Below are 16034 nucleotides of genomic sequence, written 5' to 3'. Positions count from 1 at the left end.
CCGAACATCATCCCCTGATCACCGGCACCCTGCGCATCCAACGCCGACTCCGACGAACCCGTCCGCAACTCGAAGGCGTTATCCACACCCTGCGCGATATCCGGCGACTGCGCCCCAATCGACACACTCACCCCACACGACGCCCCGTCGAAACCCTTCTTCGACGAGTCGTAGCCGATCCCCAGAATCGTCTCGCGGACGATCGACGGAATGTCGGCGTACGCCTTCGTCGTCACCTCACCCGCCACGTGCACCTGACCAGTCGTGATCAGGGTCTCCACCGCCACACGACTGTGTGGATCCTGAGTGAGCAGGGCATCGAGAATGCCGTCACTGATCTGGTCAGCGATCTTGTCCGGGTGGCCTTCCGTGACCGATTCGGACGTAAAGAGGCGGCGTGACACGCTTGTCCTTCCCAGAGCGAGACGGGGTCAGTGGATCGGGCGTTCCGTGGAATCACCCCTTCATGGCAGCCTGCCATGCGGCAACCGTTGGCGGCGAGCCCATGTGTTCGGGAACGCGGCTGCGGACACCACGAGGGAGTGCGGCAGTCGGCCGACCCCCTTGACTAAAGGTCGACGTCGTTCTAAGCCTCGGCGACGGTGCGCGGGATCGGCCCGTGGCCTACCGGTCCGTCGCGGCCAGGTCCAGCAGCGTACGCACGACGGCGTTGCGGGCCAGCGGCACCTTGAAGGCGTTCTCCGGCAGCGGTCGCGCGTCGGCGAGCTCGGCCTCCGCGGCCCGGCGCAGTCTGTCCTCCGTGGGCGGTCCGCCGCGCAGCAGGTCCTCGGCGCGGGTGGCCCGCCACGGCCGGTGCGCGACGCCGCCCAGCGCGATCCGGACGTCGCGGATGCGTCCGTCGGCCAGGTCGAGCGCGGCGGCGACGGAGACCAGGGCGAACGCGTACGAGGCCCGGTCGCGGATCTTGCGGTAGTAGGAGCGGGCGGCGAAGGGCAGCGGAGGCAGGTCGACGGCGGTGATCAGTTCCCCGTGGGCCAGCACCGTGTCCGTCTGGGGCGTCGATCCGGGCAGTCGGTGTAGCTCGGTCAGCGGGATGGTGCGGCTGCCGTCCGGCCCGGTGGTCTGCACCAGGGCGTCCATCGCGGCCAGCGCCACGGCCAGGTCCGACGGGTGGGTGGCGATGCACTCCGGGGAGACGCCCAGGATCGCCAGGTCGCGGTGGTGTCCCTCGACAGCGGAGCAGCCGGTGCCCGGGGCGCGCTTGTTGCACGCCGTGGTGACGTCCTGGAAGTAGGGACAGCGGGTGCGTTGCAACAGGTTCCCGCCCACTGTGGCGAGGTTGCGCAACTGGGTGGAGGCGCCGTTGAGCAGCGCCTGCGCGACGACCGGGTAGCGACGCCGGATCACCGGGTCGGCGGCCAGGTCGCTGTTGGAGACGCCGGCACCGATGCGGACGCCGCCGTCGGGCAGCTCCGTGACGCTCCGGGAGGTGACGTCCCGCAGGTCGACCAGGAGATCGGGGCGGGCCACGTCGAGCTTCATCAGGTCCACCAGGTTGGTGCCGCCGCCGAGGAAGGCCGCCTGTGGTGAGCGGGCCAGCAGGGCGACCGCGCCGGCCAGGTCGGTGGCGCGCGCGTACCGGAAGGGCCTCATGACCGGGCCACCTCCTGGATCGCCGGGATCATGTTCGCGTACGCGGCGCAGCGGCAGAGGTTGCCGCTCATCCGTTCCCGGATCTCGTCGGGGTCGGCGGTGAGGTCGACCGCCCCGTGCGCGGCCGGGTCGGTGCGGTCCGGGTCGCGGACGGTGACCGCGCTGGGCCACCCGGATGCGGCCTCGGCGAGCATGGCGACCGCCGAGACGATCTGTCCCGGGGTGCAGTAGCCGCACTGGAAGGCGTCGTGGTCGATGAAGCTCTGCTGCACGGGGTGCAGTCGACCGTCGCGGGCGAGTCCGGCGGCAGTGATCACCTCGGCGCCGTCGTGGGCCACCGCCAGCGCGAGGCAGCTGTTGGCGCGTCGGCCGTCGAGCAGCACGGTGCAGGCGCCGCACTGGCCGTGGTCGCAGCCCTTCTTGGGGCTGGTGTTGCCCAGTCGTTCGCGCAGCGCGTCGAGCAGGGTGGTGCGGGTGTCGACGGTGAGCCGGTGGTCGGCGCCGTCCACGCGGAGGGTGATCTCGGTGTCCATGCGGTCGTTCCCCGGAGGATCGTGGGCCGGCGAGTTAACGCTATTAAACGGATCCGTAACGTCCAAAGTCGTTGAAAGCGATAAAAAGGTACGCAACGACGTCTGGGAGGTGTCGGCGGATGTTGGCGGAGGTGTGGCCGTTCGTCGAGCGGCGCCACGCGGCCGGGCAGCGGGTCGTGCTGGCCCGGCTGGTACGGCGGACCGGCCCCGGCTCCCGGCCGCTGGGCGCCACCATGGCGGTCGCCGCCGACGGCGGTTGGGCCGGCTCGGTCTCCGGTGGCTGCGTGGAGGGGGCCCTGCTGGCAGAGGCCCGCGCGGTGCTCGACGGTGCCCGCCCCCGCCTGACGGCGGTCATCCCCGGCGCGGAGTTGATGCCCTGGGAGGCCGCGCCCGCCTGCGTCGCCGAGTTGGGGGTGCTGATCGCGCCGGTGCCCTCCGGTGCGGTGTACGCGACCATCGGTGCCGCGTTGGCCGCGCGCCGTCCGCTGGCGGTGGCCGTCGCGTTGCGGGAGCCGTTCGACTGGTCGGTCGCGGCGAGCCGGGACGGGCTGCCCGCCGACGAGGAGTACTTCGTCGAGCAGTGGCGTCCCGGCCCGCTCCTGGTGCTGGTCGGTGCGACGGACCTGGCCGCCGCGGTGGCCGCACTGGCCGTGCCGATGGGCTACCGGGTGACGGTGGTCGACCCGCGACCCGCGTACGCCCATCGAGAGCGGGTGCCGGCGGCCGACGACGTGGTCTGCGACTGGCCCGACCGGTGGCTGTCCGCTGCCCCGGTCGGGCCTCGCGACGCCGTGCTGGTGCTGACCCACGACCCGCGCATCGACGACCGTGCGATCCGTGCCGCGTTGTCCGGCCGGGCCGGTCACGTCGGGGTGCTGGGGAGCCGGGAGGCGCATGCGCGACGGTTGGCCCGGTTGGGTGGTCTCGCCGGTCTCGACCGGCTCGCCGGTCCGGCGGGCCTGGATCTCGGCGGGGACTCGCTGGCCCAGACCGCGCTGTCCATGCTCGCCGAGGTGGTGGCGGTGGCCAACCGGCGTACGGGCGGCCGGTTGCGGGACGCGTACGGTCCCATCCGGGCCGGTGGCGCGTTGCCGGTGCCTGGCTGAGCCGATCCGTCAGGGGGGATCGGGCCGGCGGGTGCGGCATACGTCCGACGCGCACCGAAGGATGAGCGTGTTACCTAATTTATCCGATTTGCCCCGCCACTCTCCTCCGTCCGTGGTCGTTGCAAACGATGTGCGTCGGACGGGACGGACAGCGCCACGGTGCTCACCCGGTCCCACACTGGAGGGAGCGCGGTTCTGAAGCGGATCGCAGGAATGATCATCGCGGCGGGAGGTGGCCGCCGCATCGGCGGCCCCGAAGCCCTGCTGCACCAGGGCGACAAACCTCTGGTCGACCAGATGATCGACACGCTGACGGAGGCGGGCTGCGGGCAGATCGTCGTCGTCCTCGGGGCCGCCGCCGACCAGGTCCGCGACACCGCGCACCTGGACCATGCCACGGTGGTGGTCAACCGGGCGTGGGGCACCGGTGTCGGCTCGTCCATCCGCGCCGGTCTGGCCGGCATCGACGACGACCGGGTGGAGGCGGCGGTGGTGGTCCCGGTCGACATGCCCGGGCTGACCGCCGAGGCGATCCGCCGGGTCACCGCGCTGCCCTTCCCTGACGTGCTCGTCTGCGCCACCTACAACGGGTTGCGCGGCTACCCGATGCTGTTCGGCCGCCGGCACTGGCCGGGCATCGCCACCCTGGCCAGTGCCGACGTCGGTGCCCGGCCCTACCTGCTGGCGCACAAGGACCAGATCGTCGACATCGCCTGCGACTCGGTGGCCGACGGCAGCCGGGTGGACACCCCCGAGCTGATGGCGCTGTACGGCCTGACCGTGCCCGAGCAGCGCGTCGGCGTCTGACCCAGCGGGCTCAGTCGGGCAGGACGTTGCCGGCCGCCAGCCGCTGGTACCAGTGGGCGCTGTCCTTCCAGAGGCGCTCCTGGGTGTCGTAGTCGACGCGGATGATCCCGAACCGGCGGTCGTAGCCGTACGCCCACTCGAAGTTGTCCAGCAGCGACCAGACGAAGTAGCCCCGCACGTCGGCGCCCGCCGCCATCGCGTCGTGGGTGGCGGCGATGTGCCGGCGCAGGTAGTCGACGCGGCGGTCGTCGTGCACCGCGCCGTCGGGCGAGACCACGTCGTCGAAGGCGGCGCCGTTCTCGGTGATCATCAGCGGCAGGTCGGGATACTCGCGGTGCAGCCGCAGCAGCAACTCGGTCAGGCCGGCCGGCTCGATGTTCCAGCCCATCGCCGTGTACGGGCCCGGCTGGGGCAGGAAGTCGACCCGGTCGGCGCCGACCCAGGCGGAGTGCGCCGACCGGCCGTGGCCGTCCGCGCTCGACCGGGCCGAGACCCCGTCCCAGGCGCGGACCAGGGTGGTCGAGTAGTAGTTGACGCCGAGCACGTCGAGCGGGACGGCCGCGGTGCGCTCGTCGCCGTCGTGCACGAACGACCAGTCGGTGACCGCCGCCGTGTCGGCGAGCAGGTCGGCCGGGTACGCGCCGTCGAGCATCGGGCCGAGGAAGGCCCGGTTGGCCAGCGCGTCGATCCGGCGTACCGCGTCGACGTCGGCCGCCGAGTCCGAGGCCGGGCGGATCACGTGCAGGTTCAGGGTGACCGACAGGCGCGCCGCCGGGGCCAGGTCGCGGATCACCCGTCCGGCCAGGCCGTGCGCCAGGTTCAGGTGGTGTACGGCACGCAGCGCCGCCTCCGGCTCGGTGCGTCCCGGCGCGTGCACGCCGGAGGCGTACCCGAGGTACGCCGAGCACCACGGCTCGTTGAACGTGGTCCAGGTGTGCACCCGGTCGCCGAGCGCCCCGACGATCGCCGTGGCGTAGTCGGCGAAGCGCAGTGCGGTGTCCCGCTCCGGCCAGCCGCCGGCGTCCTCCAACTCCTGCGGCAGGTCCCAGTGGTAGAGCGTGGCGACCGGCTGGACACCGCGCTCCAGCAGACCGTCCACCAGCCGGGAGTAGAAGTCCACGCCGGCCTGGTTGACCGGACCGGAGCCGCCGGGCTGCACCCGGGGCCAGGCGATGGAGAAGCGGTACGCGTCCAGCCCGAGCGCGGCGATGTGGTCCAGGTCGGATTCCCACCGGTGGTAGTGGTCGGCGGCGACGTCGCCGGTGTCCCCGTTCAGGGTGCGTCCCGGGGTGTGGCTGTAGGTGTCCCAGATCGACGGTCCACGGCCGTCGATCCGGGCCGCGCCCTCGATCTGGTACGCGGCCGTGGCCGACCCCCAGACAAAGCCCTCGGGGAACACGACATCACTCACTTCGTCACCTCCGTGACCTCGCAGCGGTACCCCGACGAGTCGCCCGCCACCACCTCGGCGGTGGCCGTCCCGTCGCGGTGGTACACCTCGAACTCCGTACCGGACCCGCCGTCGGGCGCCGGCACCCGCACCCGCACCCGCTGGCCCGGTGCCGGAGCGTACAGGCGCAGGGTGACGTCGTCCGCCCAGCGGTAGTCGGGCCGGTCGGTGACCGTCCCGAACGGGATGACCGATCCGGGCCGGGCCAGCACCGGGACGCTGTCGAAGCCGTGCTTCTCGGTGACCCAGCCCGGGCCGGTGACCTGTGCGCCGCTGGTCAGGTGGGTCCAGGTGCCGGCCGGTACGTAGTAGGTGACCTGCCCGTCGGCGCTCATCACCGGGGCGACCAGCAGGTCCGGGCCGAGCATGTACTGCCGGTCCAGGTATGCGGTGGTCGGGTCGTCCGGGAACTCCAGGATCATCGGCCGCATCACCGGTACGCCCTCGCGGTGCGCCTCGTCGGCCGCCGCCGCCAGGTACGGCATCAGGGACATCTTGAGTCGGGTGAACCGGCGCAGCACGTCGACCGCCTCGGCGTCGTACGCCCACGGCACCCGGTACGAGCCGGAGCCGTGCAGCCGCGAGTGCGAGGAGAGCAGCCCGAAGGCGATCCACCGCTTGAACACCGCCGGGTCGGGCGTGCCCTCGAAGCCGCCGATGTCGTGGCTCCAGTAGCCGAACCCCGAGGCGGCCAGCGACAGGCCGCCGCGCAGCGACTCGGCCATCGCCACGAAGGTGGACTCGCAGTCGCCACCCCAGTGCACCGGGAACTGCTGGCCGCCGGCGGTGGCGGAGCGGGCGAAGACGACCGCCTCGCCCTCGCCGCGTTCGGCGGTCAACAGCTCGAAGACGGTCTTGTTGTAGAGGTGGGAGTAGTAGTTGTGCATCCGCTGCGGGTCGGCGCCGTCGTGCCAGACCACGTCGGTCGGAATGCGCTCGCCGAAGTCGGTCTTGAAGCAGTCGACGCCCATGTCCAGCAGCACCTTGAGCTTGTCGGCGTACCAGCGGGCCGCGTCCGGGTTGGTGAAGTCGACCAGCGCCATCCCGGCCTGCCACTTGTCCCACTGCCAGACCGACCCGTCCGGGTTGCGGACCAGGTAGCCGGCCTGCCGGCCCTCCTCGAACAGGTACGACCGCTGGGCTATGTACGGGTTGATCCAGACGCACACCTTGAGGCCGCGTTCGTGCAGCCGGCGCAGCATCCCCTCCGGGTCGGGGAAGGTCGCCGGGTCCCAGATGAAGTCGACCCAGTGGAACTGCCGCATCCAGAAGCAGTCGAAGTGGAACACCGACAGCGGCAGGTCCCGCTCGGCCATCCCGTCGATGAACTCGGTGACCGTCTTCTCGTCGTACGAGGTGGTGAACGAGGTGGACAGCCACAGCCCGTACGACCAGGCCGGCACCCGGGCCGGGCGGCCGGTCAGCGCGGTGTAGCGGCGCAGCACGTCCTTCGGGGTGGGGCCGTCGATCACGTGGTAGGTCAGCGACTGCCCCGGCACGCTGAACTGGGTCTGCGACACCACCTCGGAGCCCACCTCGAACGACACGTGCTCGGGGTGGTCCACGAACACGCCGTATCCGGCGCTGCTGAGATAGAAGGGCACGTTCTTGTACGCCTGCTCGCTGGCGGTGCCGCCGTCGGCGTTCCAGATGTCGACGGTCTGACCGTTCTTGACGTACGCGCCGAAGCGCTCGCCCAGGCCGTAGATCGTCTCGCCGACGCCGAGCGAGAGCCGGTCGTGCACGTACTTGCGGCCCTCCGCGTCGGTGACCACGCCGATGCTGCGTTCGGTGGACGAGGTGACCAGCTTGTCGCCGCGCAGGAAGTCGACCCGCCACGGGCCGGTCAGCGCCACCCGCACGGTCATCTCGCCGGTGGTCAGCCGCGCGCTGAGCCCGGTGACCTCCACCTGCACCGGATGCGTGGCGCTGCCGGCGAGGGCGAAGCGGGGCTGTTTGGGCAGCCCGCCGGAGTGATGCCCGACGGTCACCCCGACCACGCCGGGGGCGGGGGAGAAGAAGCGTACGGTGACCACCGGGCGGTTCAGGGTGTCGCCGCGTCCGGTGATCCTGCCGATCGGGGCGAAGACGGTGAAGGACCGCTCGTCCGGCTCCACCGACTCGACCGTGCCGGGGCGCAGCACGCTCACCCCGGGACGCAGTTGCCAGTATCCGTCGGTGAACTTCACTTGTCGGCTCCTGCCGTGATGCCGCGCGCGAGGGTGCGCTGGAAGACGAGGAAGAACAGGATCGCCGGGAGAAGGCTGAGCAGCGCGCCGGCGTTGGTGGTGGGAGCGTCCATCAGCCGGTCACCCTGCAACGAGGCGAGCGCGACCGGGATGGTCTGGGTCTGGTTGTCGATCAGCATCACCAAGGGGATGAGGAACTCGTTCCAGGTCCAGATGAAGAAGAAGACCAGCAGCACCGAGATGGTGGGCCGGACGTTGGGCAGCACCACCCGCCACAGGATCCGCCACTTGCCGGCCCCGTCGAGCGCGGCGGCCTCCAGCAGTGGGCGCGGGAAGGTGCTGAGCACGGAGGCGAGCAGGTAGGTGCCGAAGGCGGCCTGGATGACGGTGAAGATGATGATCACCGCCAGGCGGGTGTTGTAGAGCCCGGCCTCCTTGGCGAAGTGGTAGAGCGGATAGATCAGGGCCTCCTGCGGCAGCATGTTGGCCAGCAGGAACAGCCCGATGATCCAGAGCCGGCCGCGGACCCGGCCGATGCCGAGCGCGTACGCGCTGAGCAGGGAGACGACCACGGCGAGGACCGCGACCGATCCGGAGATGAGGATCGAGTTCCACAGCTTGACCGGGAAGTCGACCTGCTCCCAGTAGGTGCGCAGTCCGGTGGTGTAGAACTCGGTCGGCCAGCTCAGCGGCCCGTTGGTCGAGTAGTCGCCGGGCGACTTGAACGCGTTGAGCAGCATGAACGCGAACGGCACCAGCATGACCAGCGCGGCGACGCTGACCAGGGCCAGCACGATCCAGCGGGTGACGCCCCGGTGGTGCCGGTCGGGCACCCGGCGGGTACGGCCGCCTGCGCGGGGTGGGGTGAGCGTGACGGCCATCTACAGCCCTCCGTCCCGGCGTTCGGCGCGGTTTTGCGCCCGGATGAACAGCACCGCCACCACGACGATGATCAGTGTCAGCACCATCGAGATCGCCGAGCCGTAGCCGACGTTGAGCCGCTTGAAGAAGGTGAAGTAGGCGAAGTAGGAGGGCACGTTGGTGGCGTTCTCGGGCCCGCCCCGGGTCAGCGCGTAGATCGGGCCGAACACCTTCATCGCGGCGATGGTGCAGGTGAGGCCGACCACGAAGGTCTCCGGCCGGATCTGCGGGAGGGTGATCGCGCGGAACCGTCGCCACCAGCCGGCGCCGTCGATCTCCGCCGCCTCGTACAGCTCGGGGTTGACCCGTTCCAACGCCGCCATGAAGACGACCACCGGGTAGCCGAGCTGCACCCAGATCATCACCGCCATCACCATCGGCAGGGCGGTGTCCGGGTCGCCGAGCCAGTCGTGGCTCAGCGTGCCGAGCCCGATGGCGTCGAGCAGCCCGTTGAGCGCGCCGTCGGGTCGCAGGATCCAGCCCCAGACGATCCCGGCCACCACGACCGGCAGCACCTGCGGCAGATAGAAGGCGGCCCGCAGGGCGGCGGCGGTACGCGGGCGGAACCGGCGTCCGATGGTGTCGAACAGGACGGCGGCGAGGACCAGGCCGATCAGGGTGGGCAGCACCACCATCGCGACGATCATCGCGATGGTGTTCTTGAACGAGGTCCAGAAGACGTCGTCGGTGAGCAGGGTGCGGTAGTTGTCCAGGCCGATGAAGCTGGGGTCGCCGACGCCGGACCACTTGGTCAGGGAGAGGTAGCCGGTGTAGATTAGCGGGCCGCCGATGACGAGCAGGAACAGCACGGCGCCGGGCAGCAGGTAGAGCCAGTAGCCGGCATCGGGGCGTCGGGGGCGGCGCGGGGTCTTGCCCGTCGGGGGTGACGTGGTCGCCCCCGGGCGGGCGGCGACGGTGTCGGGCACTGCCATGGGAGGTCCTTCCACGGTGGGGCGGGCGTCACCGGGTGACGCCGACGGGTACGCCCGCCCCGGCCGCCGCTCAGTCGCGCGTGATCTCCGCGACGCCGTCCTGGTAGGGCTTGGCGATCGCGTCGAGGACCTGCTCGGGCGACCTGGACTGGTTGATCAGGCCCTGGAAGCCGGAGACCAGCACGTCGTAGTAGCCGGGGACCGGCCAGTCCGGATAGAAGGCCAGGCCGTCCTGGCCGCTGATGGTGTTGAAGTTCTCGATCAGCTTGCGGTCCTTCTCGTCGCTGATCGCGGCCGGGTCACCGGCCACCGGCACGCCGCCGTTGTTGCCGATCAGCGCCTGGATCTCGGGCCGCATGGTGATGTCGATGAAGTCGTACGCCAGGTTCTTGGCCTTGCTGGTCTCCGGGACCACCCAGAGGTTGCCGGAGGAGCCGGCGTGCATCGTGTTGCCGGGGAAGAGGAAGCTGTCCCAGTCGTAGGAGATCTCGCTCTTGAAGCGGCCGTACCACCAGCTCCCGGAGACGATCATCGGGACCTTGCCGGAGATGAACGAGGTGCCCATGTCCTCGGCCTTGAGGCTGGCGGAGTCCTTGGCGATGTAGCCCTTGCGGACCCACTCGGCGAAGGTCTCCGCGCCGTACCTGAGCGGGTCGGCCTTGAAGTCCACCGGGTTGGCGTAGAGCTGGTAGTTGTTGACGAAGTTGCGGTCCGCGCGGGAGAGCGCGAGCTGGTAGAAGAGCTGACCTGCCGGGTACTCGGCGCCGGACATGCCCAGCGGCGTGACGCCCTTGGCGACGAAGGTGTCCATCGCGGCGGTCATCTCGGCCAGCGTCGTCGGCACGGTGACGCCGTGTTCGGTGAAGAGTTCCTTGTTGTAGTAGACCATCACGTACTCGCCGTAATTGGGCACGCCGTACCAGTTGCCCGAGCCCATCACGCCCTTGTCGTACCGGGCGGTGGTCTGCAGGCTGGGGCTCAGCGCCTTGTCCCAGCCGCGCTCGGTGGCCTCGGCGGTCAGGTCGGTGAGCAGGCCCTGCGAGGAGAGCAGCCCGGCAGTGGCGTTGCCCTTGTTGTACTCCATGATGTCGGGGCCCTCGGCCGAGTTGATGATCATGCCGGCGTTCTGCTGGATCTGCTCGAACGCCTTGCGCTCGAAGCGCACCTCGACCCCGGGGTGTTCGTCTTTGAAGATCTCGATCGCCCGGTCCCAGGCGATGCCCATCGCGCTGTTGGCGCTCTCGTAGTGCCAGAGCTTGAGGACGTTCGCCCCGCTGTCGTCCCCGTCACCGCCGCAGGCGGCCAGGCTCGTCGCCGTGAGCGCGGCCACCGTGGCCGCCACGGCTACGCTGCGGAATCGTCGCATTGCTAGTCTCCCTGTTGAGTATCGAGCCGGTACTCCTCAAGCCCGTCGTCGCGTGGCAGCGCGACGGCGGGCTGCTTCGTTGCCCGGAGCCGGCTGGTCGCCGCCGGCCCCCGTGTCACTCGTGTCGGCCGTGCGCGGCGGAGCGCTGGAACCCCGGACCTCCAGCGCGCACGGCAACAGTTGCTGGTGGATCTCGCCTCGGCCGCCGTCGACGTGGCGCAGCAGCGTCTCGATGGCGATCCGGCCCACCGCGGAGCCGGGCGAGCTCATTGCGGTCAGCGCGGGCGTCGCCAGCTCGGCGACCTGAGGTGAGGTGACCATCGAGACGACCGAGACGTCGTCGGGGACCGAGCGACCCCGGGTGGCCAGCTCGCCGAGCAGGCCGAACACGGCGTTCTCGTTCATCGCCAGGATCGCGGTCAGGTCGGGTGCCTGTCGCAGCGCGGTCTCCAGTGCGGCCCGGCCCCCGGCGGCGCTGTCCTCGGCGGGGATCATCAGTGGTTCCAGGCCGTGTCCGGTCATCGCGGCGGTGAACGCGTCCTGGGTCCGCAGCGCCGGACCGTAGCCCTCGGCGAGAGTGTCGGCGGAGTGGTTGACGTAGACGATCCGGCGGTGCCCGAGGTCGACCAGGTGAGCGACGGCGTCCTGGACGGTCTGCTCGAAGTCGATGTCCACGTAGGACAGTCCGGTGGTGTCCGCGGTGCGGCCGATGAGCACCAGCGGTACGCCGACCTCCCGCAGCACGTCCACCCGGGGGTCGTGCAGCTGCACCTCCATCAGCAGCGCACCGTCGAGCATCCGCTGGCTGGCCAGCCGACGCAGCTCGTCGAGGTCGCCGACGCCGATGGGGGAGAGCACCAGGTGGTAGCCGGCTGCACCGGCGGCGGCCGCCGCGCCGGTGACGAAGGCGGTCTCGGTGGCGCCCAGACCGCGCTCGTCCATCGGCAGCAGCAGGCCGAGGATGCGGCTGCGTCGGCTGGCCAGTCCGCGGGCCATCGCGTTGGGCTGGTAGTCGAGCGCGGCCATCGCCGCGAGGACCTTGTCCCGGGTGGCCTGGGAGATCGGGCGGGTGCCGGTGAGCACGTACGACACGGTGCTGACCGAGACCCGGGCGAGGCGCGCCACGTCCTGCATGGTGGCCACGGCACCTCCCCATACGGGCTCGTCGAAACGCTTCGACTAAGCGGTTCGACAGAAGGTAGGTCACGTGTTACAGCCACGTCAATAGCCAATGACGAAACGACGTCCAGGCCCCGAGCCCTCGCCGCAGCCCCCACCTCCCCGTCGATCATGGAGTTGTGGTGCTCATAAATGCCACGTGTTGGGGCGACTCGTCAGCCACAACTTCATGATCGGCGGGTGCTGGCGGTGACGTCCCTTAGGCGGAGAAGTAAGCGTGGTTCCCGTCCCGCACAGGCGGTCAGATGTCGAGGTGGAACTTCTCCAGCACGGACGGGGCGACCAGGCCCAGCGCGGCCAGTGCCGAGACGACCATGAGCCCGGTGCGTACGAAGACGGTCTCGGTCCGTCCGCCGGCCCGCATCGCGATCTTGTCGGGCAGGCTGATCGGTGTCCACATCCGCCGTTTGATCGGAATCGGCCACAGGATCGGTACGCCGGCTCGGGTGATCATGTCGCCGAGGATGTGCACGAACGAGCCCACCCCGACCGCCAGCCCGATCATCGGATAGCCGCGGTCACCGGGCAGGTTGACGGCGGTGAACACGGCGGCGCCGGCCGAGACCAGCGTGACGATGACCCAGCCGGCGCGCGCGGCCCACTTGTCGAACAGGCCGCGCAGCGCCAGACCGATCATGAAGAACAGGATGCCGATGACCGCCCACTTGCCGTACTGGACGCAGAGCGTGGTGGTGCCCCAGCCGACCAGCACGGTGAACGGGATGGTGTGGGTCAGCGTCCGGTGGCCGTTGTTGCGCTTCGGGTCCCGGCTGAGTTTGGTGGCGTAGTAGACGCCCAGCGAGATCTTCTCCACCACCTCGGCGACGAACAGCGAGAAGACACCGAAGGTGCGGGCCACGGTCGCGCCGCCCCGGTTGCGGGTCACCTTGCCGGACAGGTCGATGTCCGGCAGCAGCGCGGCACCGGCGCAGACGGCGGTACCGACGGCCAACGCCAGCGGCGACTGCTCGTAGTCGTAGAAGTGCTGGAGCGCCCAGGACCCGCTCAGCCATACCGCCGCGCCTGACAGCGCGTGCGACGGACCCATCATCTCGGCTCGCCCTCCCCAGGGATCTTGAGCGCCAAAACTACGTCACTGTAGTTCTCCGCCACGCCGCAGGGGGACCGCCGTTCCCCTCCACAAGGGACAGCGCCGTGGCGCTGCCCGGGGAACGGCCCGACCACCAGGGAGTATGGCAGCGCCGAGGGGCTCACCGAACCGCTTGTGTCGGCCATGGGACGCGGCGTACCGCCGACCTGTCGTAACCCGGCGGTACGGTCTCCGGGACGTCGTCGCCGCACGTCTGCGCTCCCGGACGAGGTGCCCGCATGCCCACAGAGATCACTTTCGACCGGATCGCCCCGGTGGTGCCGGTGCGTGACCTGGACGCCGCGCTGGACCGCTACCGGCGGCTCGGCTTCACCGTGCGCGCTCACACCGGGCCCGAGCGGTACGGATTCGTCGAGCGGGACTCGGTCTCGTGGCACCTGACCGAGTGGGCCGACCACGACCCGACCCGCACGGCGTCGGCGCTCTACCTGTACGTCTCCGACGCCGACGCGCTGCATGCCGCCTGGGTCGCCTCGGGTGTCGACGGCCGGCTGGGCGAGCCCCACGACACCCCGTACGGGCTGCGCGAGTTCGCCTACGTCGACCCGGACGGCACGCTGCACCGCATCGGCTCACCCGTCCCCACGCCGGGTTGACCGGACAGGCGGGCCAGCCACCGTCGGCACCGTCGCACGACGTGCCGCGCCGAGCTGGCTACGTCCGGTGCGCCGGTGTCACGTGGGCGTGCTCTCCCTGCGGACCGAACAGCGTGAGCAGCTCCGCGGGCCGCTCGTCGGCGCTGCCGATCCAGTGCGGGATCCGGGTGTCGAACTCGGCCGCCTCGCCGACGCCGAGCCGGAACTCCCGCTCACCGAGCACGAACCGGACGGTGCCGTTGAGCACGTAGAACCACTCGTATCCCTCGTGGGTCTGCGGTTTCGTCGTCGGCGCCCGCCCCGCCGGCGGATGGATCACCTTGTACGCCTGGACGCCGCCGGCCCGCCGGGTCAGCGGCACCAGCACCAACCCGGCGCGCCGGATCGGCCGGAGGTGGATGCGCGGATCGCCGGTGGGCGGCGCCGCGACCAGATCATCCAGCGGTACGCCGTACGCCCGCGCCAGCGGCAGCAGTTGCTCCAGTGTCGGGCGCAGCTTGCCGTTCTCCAGGCGGGACAGGGTGCTCGCGGTCAGGCCGGTCTCGCTCGCGAGCGCCGCCAGCGTGGTCTGACGCGCCCGGCGCATCGCCCGCAGTCGCGGCCCGACACCGGCCAACACGTCCCCGGCAGAGTCGTCCATGCCCCGATGATTGCGGATCCGCAAGAGAAATTGCAACCGGGCAACGGTGCTGGTGATGCTGGCGGCACCGCACCGGGCGAACGGCCTGCCGGACGCCGACGCGCCGACCTGACGAAAGGGCACCAATGGACGCCACCGGAGCACGCACCGCTCACGAACCATCGGACCGGAACGGGCCGGACGACGCCGTTCGGTTCTGGGAGCGGCACTACCGCTCCCGACGTACCTGGGGCGGACGGGCCAACCCGCTGCTCGCCGAGACCGCCACGCCACTGCGCCCCGGCGACGCCCTCGACCTGGGCTGCGGTGCCGGCGGCGACACCCTCTGGCTGGCTCGCCACGGGTGGCACGTCACCGCCGTGGACATCTCCGCCACCGCCGTCGACCGGGTCCGGGCCCGCGCCCGCGAGCTCGGCCTCGGCGACCGGGTCGTCACCGAACGGCACGACCTGGCCACCGGCTTTCCGGCCGGTCGGTTCGACCTCGTCTCCGCCCAGTACTTCCACACGCCGTTCGCGATGCTGCGCAGCCGGATCCTGCGTACCGCCGCATGGGCCCTGCGCCCCGGCGGACACCTGCTGATCGTCGACCACGGCTCCACCGCTCCCTGGTCCTGGAACCAGGACCACGACGTCCACCACCTGACCCCTCACGAGGTCGCCGCCGACCTCGAACTGGATCCTGCGCAGTGGACGGTGCTGCGCGCCGATGCGCCCCGTCGTCGCGCGACCGGACCGGCCGGTCAGGTCGCGACCGTCATCGACCACGTCCTGCTCATCCGACGTGCCACCGGAACGGAGTGACCGACGTGCCGACCGACCGCCCACGACGAACCCGGGCCCGGGACACCGGACCGGCCTGGACCGGCGCCGACGAGAAGGCCACCCTGCGAGGCTTCCTCGACTACCTGCGTACCTCGATAGCGGACAAGGTCGCCGGCGTTGACGAACCGCAGGTGCGTACGGCCGGGGTGCCCTCGGGGACCAACCTCCTCGGGTTGATCACGCATCTCACCCACGTCGAACGCTTCTACTTCCTCGGCGAGACCGTCGACAACTGGCGGGCGACCATGCGGCCGTCCGCCGACGACACCGTCGAGGGCGTACTCGCCGAGTACCGGGCCACCGTCGAGCGGGCCAACCAGGTCATCGACGCCTGCCCGGACCTGTCCCATCCCGCCCCGCGACCGCCTCGACGCGGACCGGCGCCGTCGATGCGGTGGGTGCTGGTGCACATGATCGAGGAGACCGGCCGGCACGCCGGCCACGCCGACATCCTCCGCGAACGGATCGACGGATCCACCGGCCGCTGACCGGCCCGTCACCATCGACCCCAACCATCGGTGTGCCCTCTGACGTTCTAGAGCGGTGAGGGGGTGGGCATGGTCCAGTCGTTCCATGAGTTCGTGGTGCATCGTTCGCCGGGGTTGTCGCGGACGGCGTATCTGCTGACCGGGGACCACCAACTTGCCGAGGATTTGTTGCAGGTGGCGTTTGCGCGGACGTATCGGCATTGGCGGCGGGTTGCCGATGGTGATCCGGAGGCGTACGTGCGTCGGGTGATGTATCACCAGCAGGTGTCGTGGTGGCG

17 protein-coding genes are annotated in these 16034 nt (G+C 70.6%); 6 read left to right on the top strand and 11 right to left on the bottom strand.

Translation table 11 applies throughout. The annotated features are described in order from the left end of the window. The 3 genes from ABT008_RS30145 to ABT008_RS30135 all read right to left on the bottom strand — a co-directional run. Positions 1-404, bottom strand: a 404-nt coding sequence (locus ABT008_RS30145) for an S-adenosylmethionine synthetase N-terminal domain-containing protein (RefSeq protein WP_350700661.1), incomplete at its 3' end; no start/stop codon positions are given. Positions 405-624: 220 nt separating this feature from the next. Continuing rightward, positions 625-1614: an FAD binding domain-containing protein gene (locus ABT008_RS30140; protein ID WP_350700659.1), complete on the bottom strand. Its 990-nt coding sequence runs from the start codon at positions 1612-1614 to the stop codon at positions 625-627. Further along, complete coding sequence (locus ABT008_RS30135; protein WP_350700658.1) at positions 1611-2147, bottom strand: (2Fe-2S)-binding protein; 537 nt, start codon at positions 2145-2147, stop codon at positions 1611-1613. The genes ABT008_RS30140 and ABT008_RS30135 overlap by 4 nt, the downstream gene beginning before the upstream one ends. Before the next feature lie 119 nt (positions 2148-2266). Here ABT008_RS30135 and ABT008_RS30130 point away from each other — a divergent pair, with 119 nt between their 5' ends. Both ABT008_RS30130 and ABT008_RS30125 read left to right on the top strand, forming a co-directional pair. Further along, positions 2267-3253 (top strand): XdhC family protein, encoded by a 987-nt coding sequence (locus ABT008_RS30130; RefSeq protein WP_350700657.1) that lies wholly within the window; start codon positions 2267-2269, stop codon positions 3251-3253. 213 nt (positions 3254-3466) lie between these two features. Beyond that, positions 3467-4060: a nucleotidyltransferase family protein gene (locus ABT008_RS30125; protein ID WP_131053206.1), complete on the top strand. Its 594-nt coding sequence runs from the start codon at positions 3467-3469 to the stop codon at positions 4058-4060. Between the two features lie 10 nt (positions 4061-4070). Here the strand turns inward: ABT008_RS30125 and ABT008_RS30120 are convergent, their stop codons facing one another. The 7 genes from ABT008_RS30120 to ABT008_RS30090 all read right to left on the bottom strand — a co-directional run bounded on the left by ABT008_RS30120 (position 4071) and on the right by ABT008_RS30090 (position 13148). Continuing rightward, positions 4071-5471 (bottom strand): GH1 family beta-glucosidase, encoded by a 1401-nt coding sequence (locus ABT008_RS30120; protein WP_350700655.1) that lies wholly within the window; start codon positions 5469-5471, stop codon positions 4071-4073. Beyond that, the gene (yicI, locus tag ABT008_RS30115; RefSeq protein WP_350700653.1) at positions 5468-7699 is read right to left on the bottom strand and encodes an alpha-xylosidase; all 2232 of its coding nucleotides are present in this window, start codon (positions 7697-7699) and stop codon (positions 5468-5470) included. Before yicI ends, ABT008_RS30120 begins: the two co-directional genes overlap by 4 nt. After that, positions 7696-8580, bottom strand: a complete 885-nt coding sequence (locus ABT008_RS30110; RefSeq protein ID WP_350700652.1) for a carbohydrate ABC transporter permease — start codon at positions 8578-8580, stop codon at positions 7696-7698. The genes yicI and ABT008_RS30110 overlap by 4 nt, the downstream gene beginning before the upstream one ends. After that, positions 8581-9552 carry a carbohydrate ABC transporter permease gene (locus ABT008_RS30105; protein WP_350700650.1) on the bottom strand — a complete coding sequence of 324 codons (972 nt, stop codon included), beginning with the start codon at positions 9550-9552 and terminating at the stop codon, positions 8581-8583. Positions 9553-9622: 70 nt separating this feature from the next. Beyond that, positions 9623-10918, bottom strand: a complete 1296-nt coding sequence (locus tag ABT008_RS30100; RefSeq protein WP_350700648.1) for an ABC transporter substrate-binding protein — start codon at positions 10916-10918, stop codon at positions 9623-9625. Between the two features lie 36 nt (positions 10919-10954). Further along, a complete protein-coding gene (locus ABT008_RS30095) occupies positions 10955-12052 on the bottom strand; it encodes a LacI family DNA-binding transcriptional regulator (RefSeq protein ID WP_350700663.1) in 1098 nt (365 codons plus the stop codon). Positions 12053-12338: 286 nt separating this feature from the next. Next, positions 12339-13148, bottom strand: coding sequence for a metal-dependent hydrolase (locus tag ABT008_RS30090; protein WP_350700646.1), 810 nt, complete (start codon positions 13146-13148; stop codon positions 12339-12341). Positions 13149-13426: 278 nt separating this feature from the next. On the opposite strand from ABT008_RS30090, the gene ABT008_RS30085 reads away from it, so the two are divergent. Continuing rightward, positions 13427-13804, top strand: a complete 378-nt coding sequence (locus tag ABT008_RS30085; RefSeq protein WP_350700644.1) for a bleomycin resistance protein — start codon at positions 13427-13429, stop codon at positions 13802-13804. A 58-nt stretch (positions 13805-13862) separates the two neighbouring features. Here ABT008_RS30085 and ABT008_RS30080 read toward each other — a convergent pair whose 3' ends face one another. Beyond that, positions 13863-14444, bottom strand: coding sequence for a helix-turn-helix domain-containing protein (locus ABT008_RS30080; RefSeq protein WP_350700642.1), 582 nt, complete (start codon positions 14442-14444; stop codon positions 13863-13865). Positions 14445-14569: 125 nt separating this feature from the next. On the opposite strand from ABT008_RS30080, the gene ABT008_RS30075 reads away from it, so the two are divergent. The 3 genes from ABT008_RS30075 to ABT008_RS30065 form a co-directional block, all read left to right on the top strand. Further along, positions 14570-15247, top strand: a complete 678-nt coding sequence (locus ABT008_RS30075; RefSeq protein ID WP_350700640.1) for an SAM-dependent methyltransferase — start codon at positions 14570-14572, stop codon at positions 15245-15247. A 5-nt stretch (positions 15248-15252) separates the two neighbouring features. Further along, the gene (locus ABT008_RS30070) at positions 15253-15756 is read left to right on the top strand and encodes a DinB family protein (protein WP_350700638.1); all 504 of its coding nucleotides are present in this window, start codon (positions 15253-15255) and stop codon (positions 15754-15756) included. Positions 15757-15825: 69 nt separating this feature from the next. Next, on the top strand, positions 15826-16034 hold a 209-nt coding region (locus ABT008_RS30065), incomplete at its 3' end, for a sigma factor (RefSeq protein WP_350700636.1).

The organism is Micromonospora sp. NPDC002389, assembly GCF_040296095.1.
Lineage (GTDB): Bacteria > Actinomycetota > Actinomycetes > Mycobacteriales > Micromonosporaceae > Micromonospora.
This window is presented reverse-complemented; position numbering and strand designations above follow the sequence as displayed.

Excerpts from the sequence above, each read along its gene's own strand:
- ABT008_RS30140 (WP_350700659.1), bottom strand. The coding sequence starts at position 1,614 with ATGAGGCCCTTCCGGTACGCGCGCGCCACCGACCTGGCCGGCGCGGTC.
- ABT008_RS30135 (WP_350700658.1), bottom strand. The coding sequence starts at position 2,147 with ATGGACACCGAGATCACCCTCCGCGTGGACGGCGCCGACCACCGGCTC.
- ABT008_RS30130 (WP_350700657.1), top strand. The coding sequence starts at position 2,267 with ATGTTGGCGGAGGTGTGGCCGTTCGTCGAGCGGCGCCACGCGGCCGGG.
- ABT008_RS30125 (WP_131053206.1), top strand. The coding sequence starts at position 3,467 with ATGATCATCGCGGCGGGAGGTGGCCGCCGCATCGGCGGCCCCGAAGCC.
- ABT008_RS30110 (WP_350700652.1), bottom strand. The coding sequence starts at position 8,580 with ATGGCCGTCACGCTCACCCCACCCCGCGCAGGCGGCCGTACCCGCCGG.
- ABT008_RS30105 (WP_350700650.1), bottom strand. The coding sequence starts at position 9,552 with ATGGCAGTGCCCGACACCGTCGCCGCCCGCCCGGGGGCGACCACGTCA.
- ABT008_RS30100 (WP_350700648.1), bottom strand. The coding sequence starts at position 10,918 with ATGCGACGATTCCGCAGCGTAGCCGTGGCGGCCACGGTGGCCGCGCTC.
- ABT008_RS30095 (WP_350700663.1), bottom strand. The coding sequence starts at position 12,052 with ATGCAGGACGTGGCGCGCCTCGCCCGGGTCTCGGTCAGCACCGTGTCG.
- ABT008_RS30090 (WP_350700646.1), bottom strand. The coding sequence starts at position 13,148 with ATGATGGGTCCGTCGCACGCGCTGTCAGGCGCGGCGGTATGGCTGAGC.
- ABT008_RS30085 (WP_350700644.1), top strand. The coding sequence starts at position 13,427 with ATGCCCACAGAGATCACTTTCGACCGGATCGCCCCGGTGGTGCCGGTG.
- ABT008_RS30080 (WP_350700642.1), bottom strand. The coding sequence starts at position 14,444 with ATGGACGACTCTGCCGGGGACGTGTTGGCCGGTGTCGGGCCGCGACTG.
- ABT008_RS30075 (WP_350700640.1), top strand. The coding sequence starts at position 14,570 with ATGGACGCCACCGGAGCACGCACCGCTCACGAACCATCGGACCGGAAC.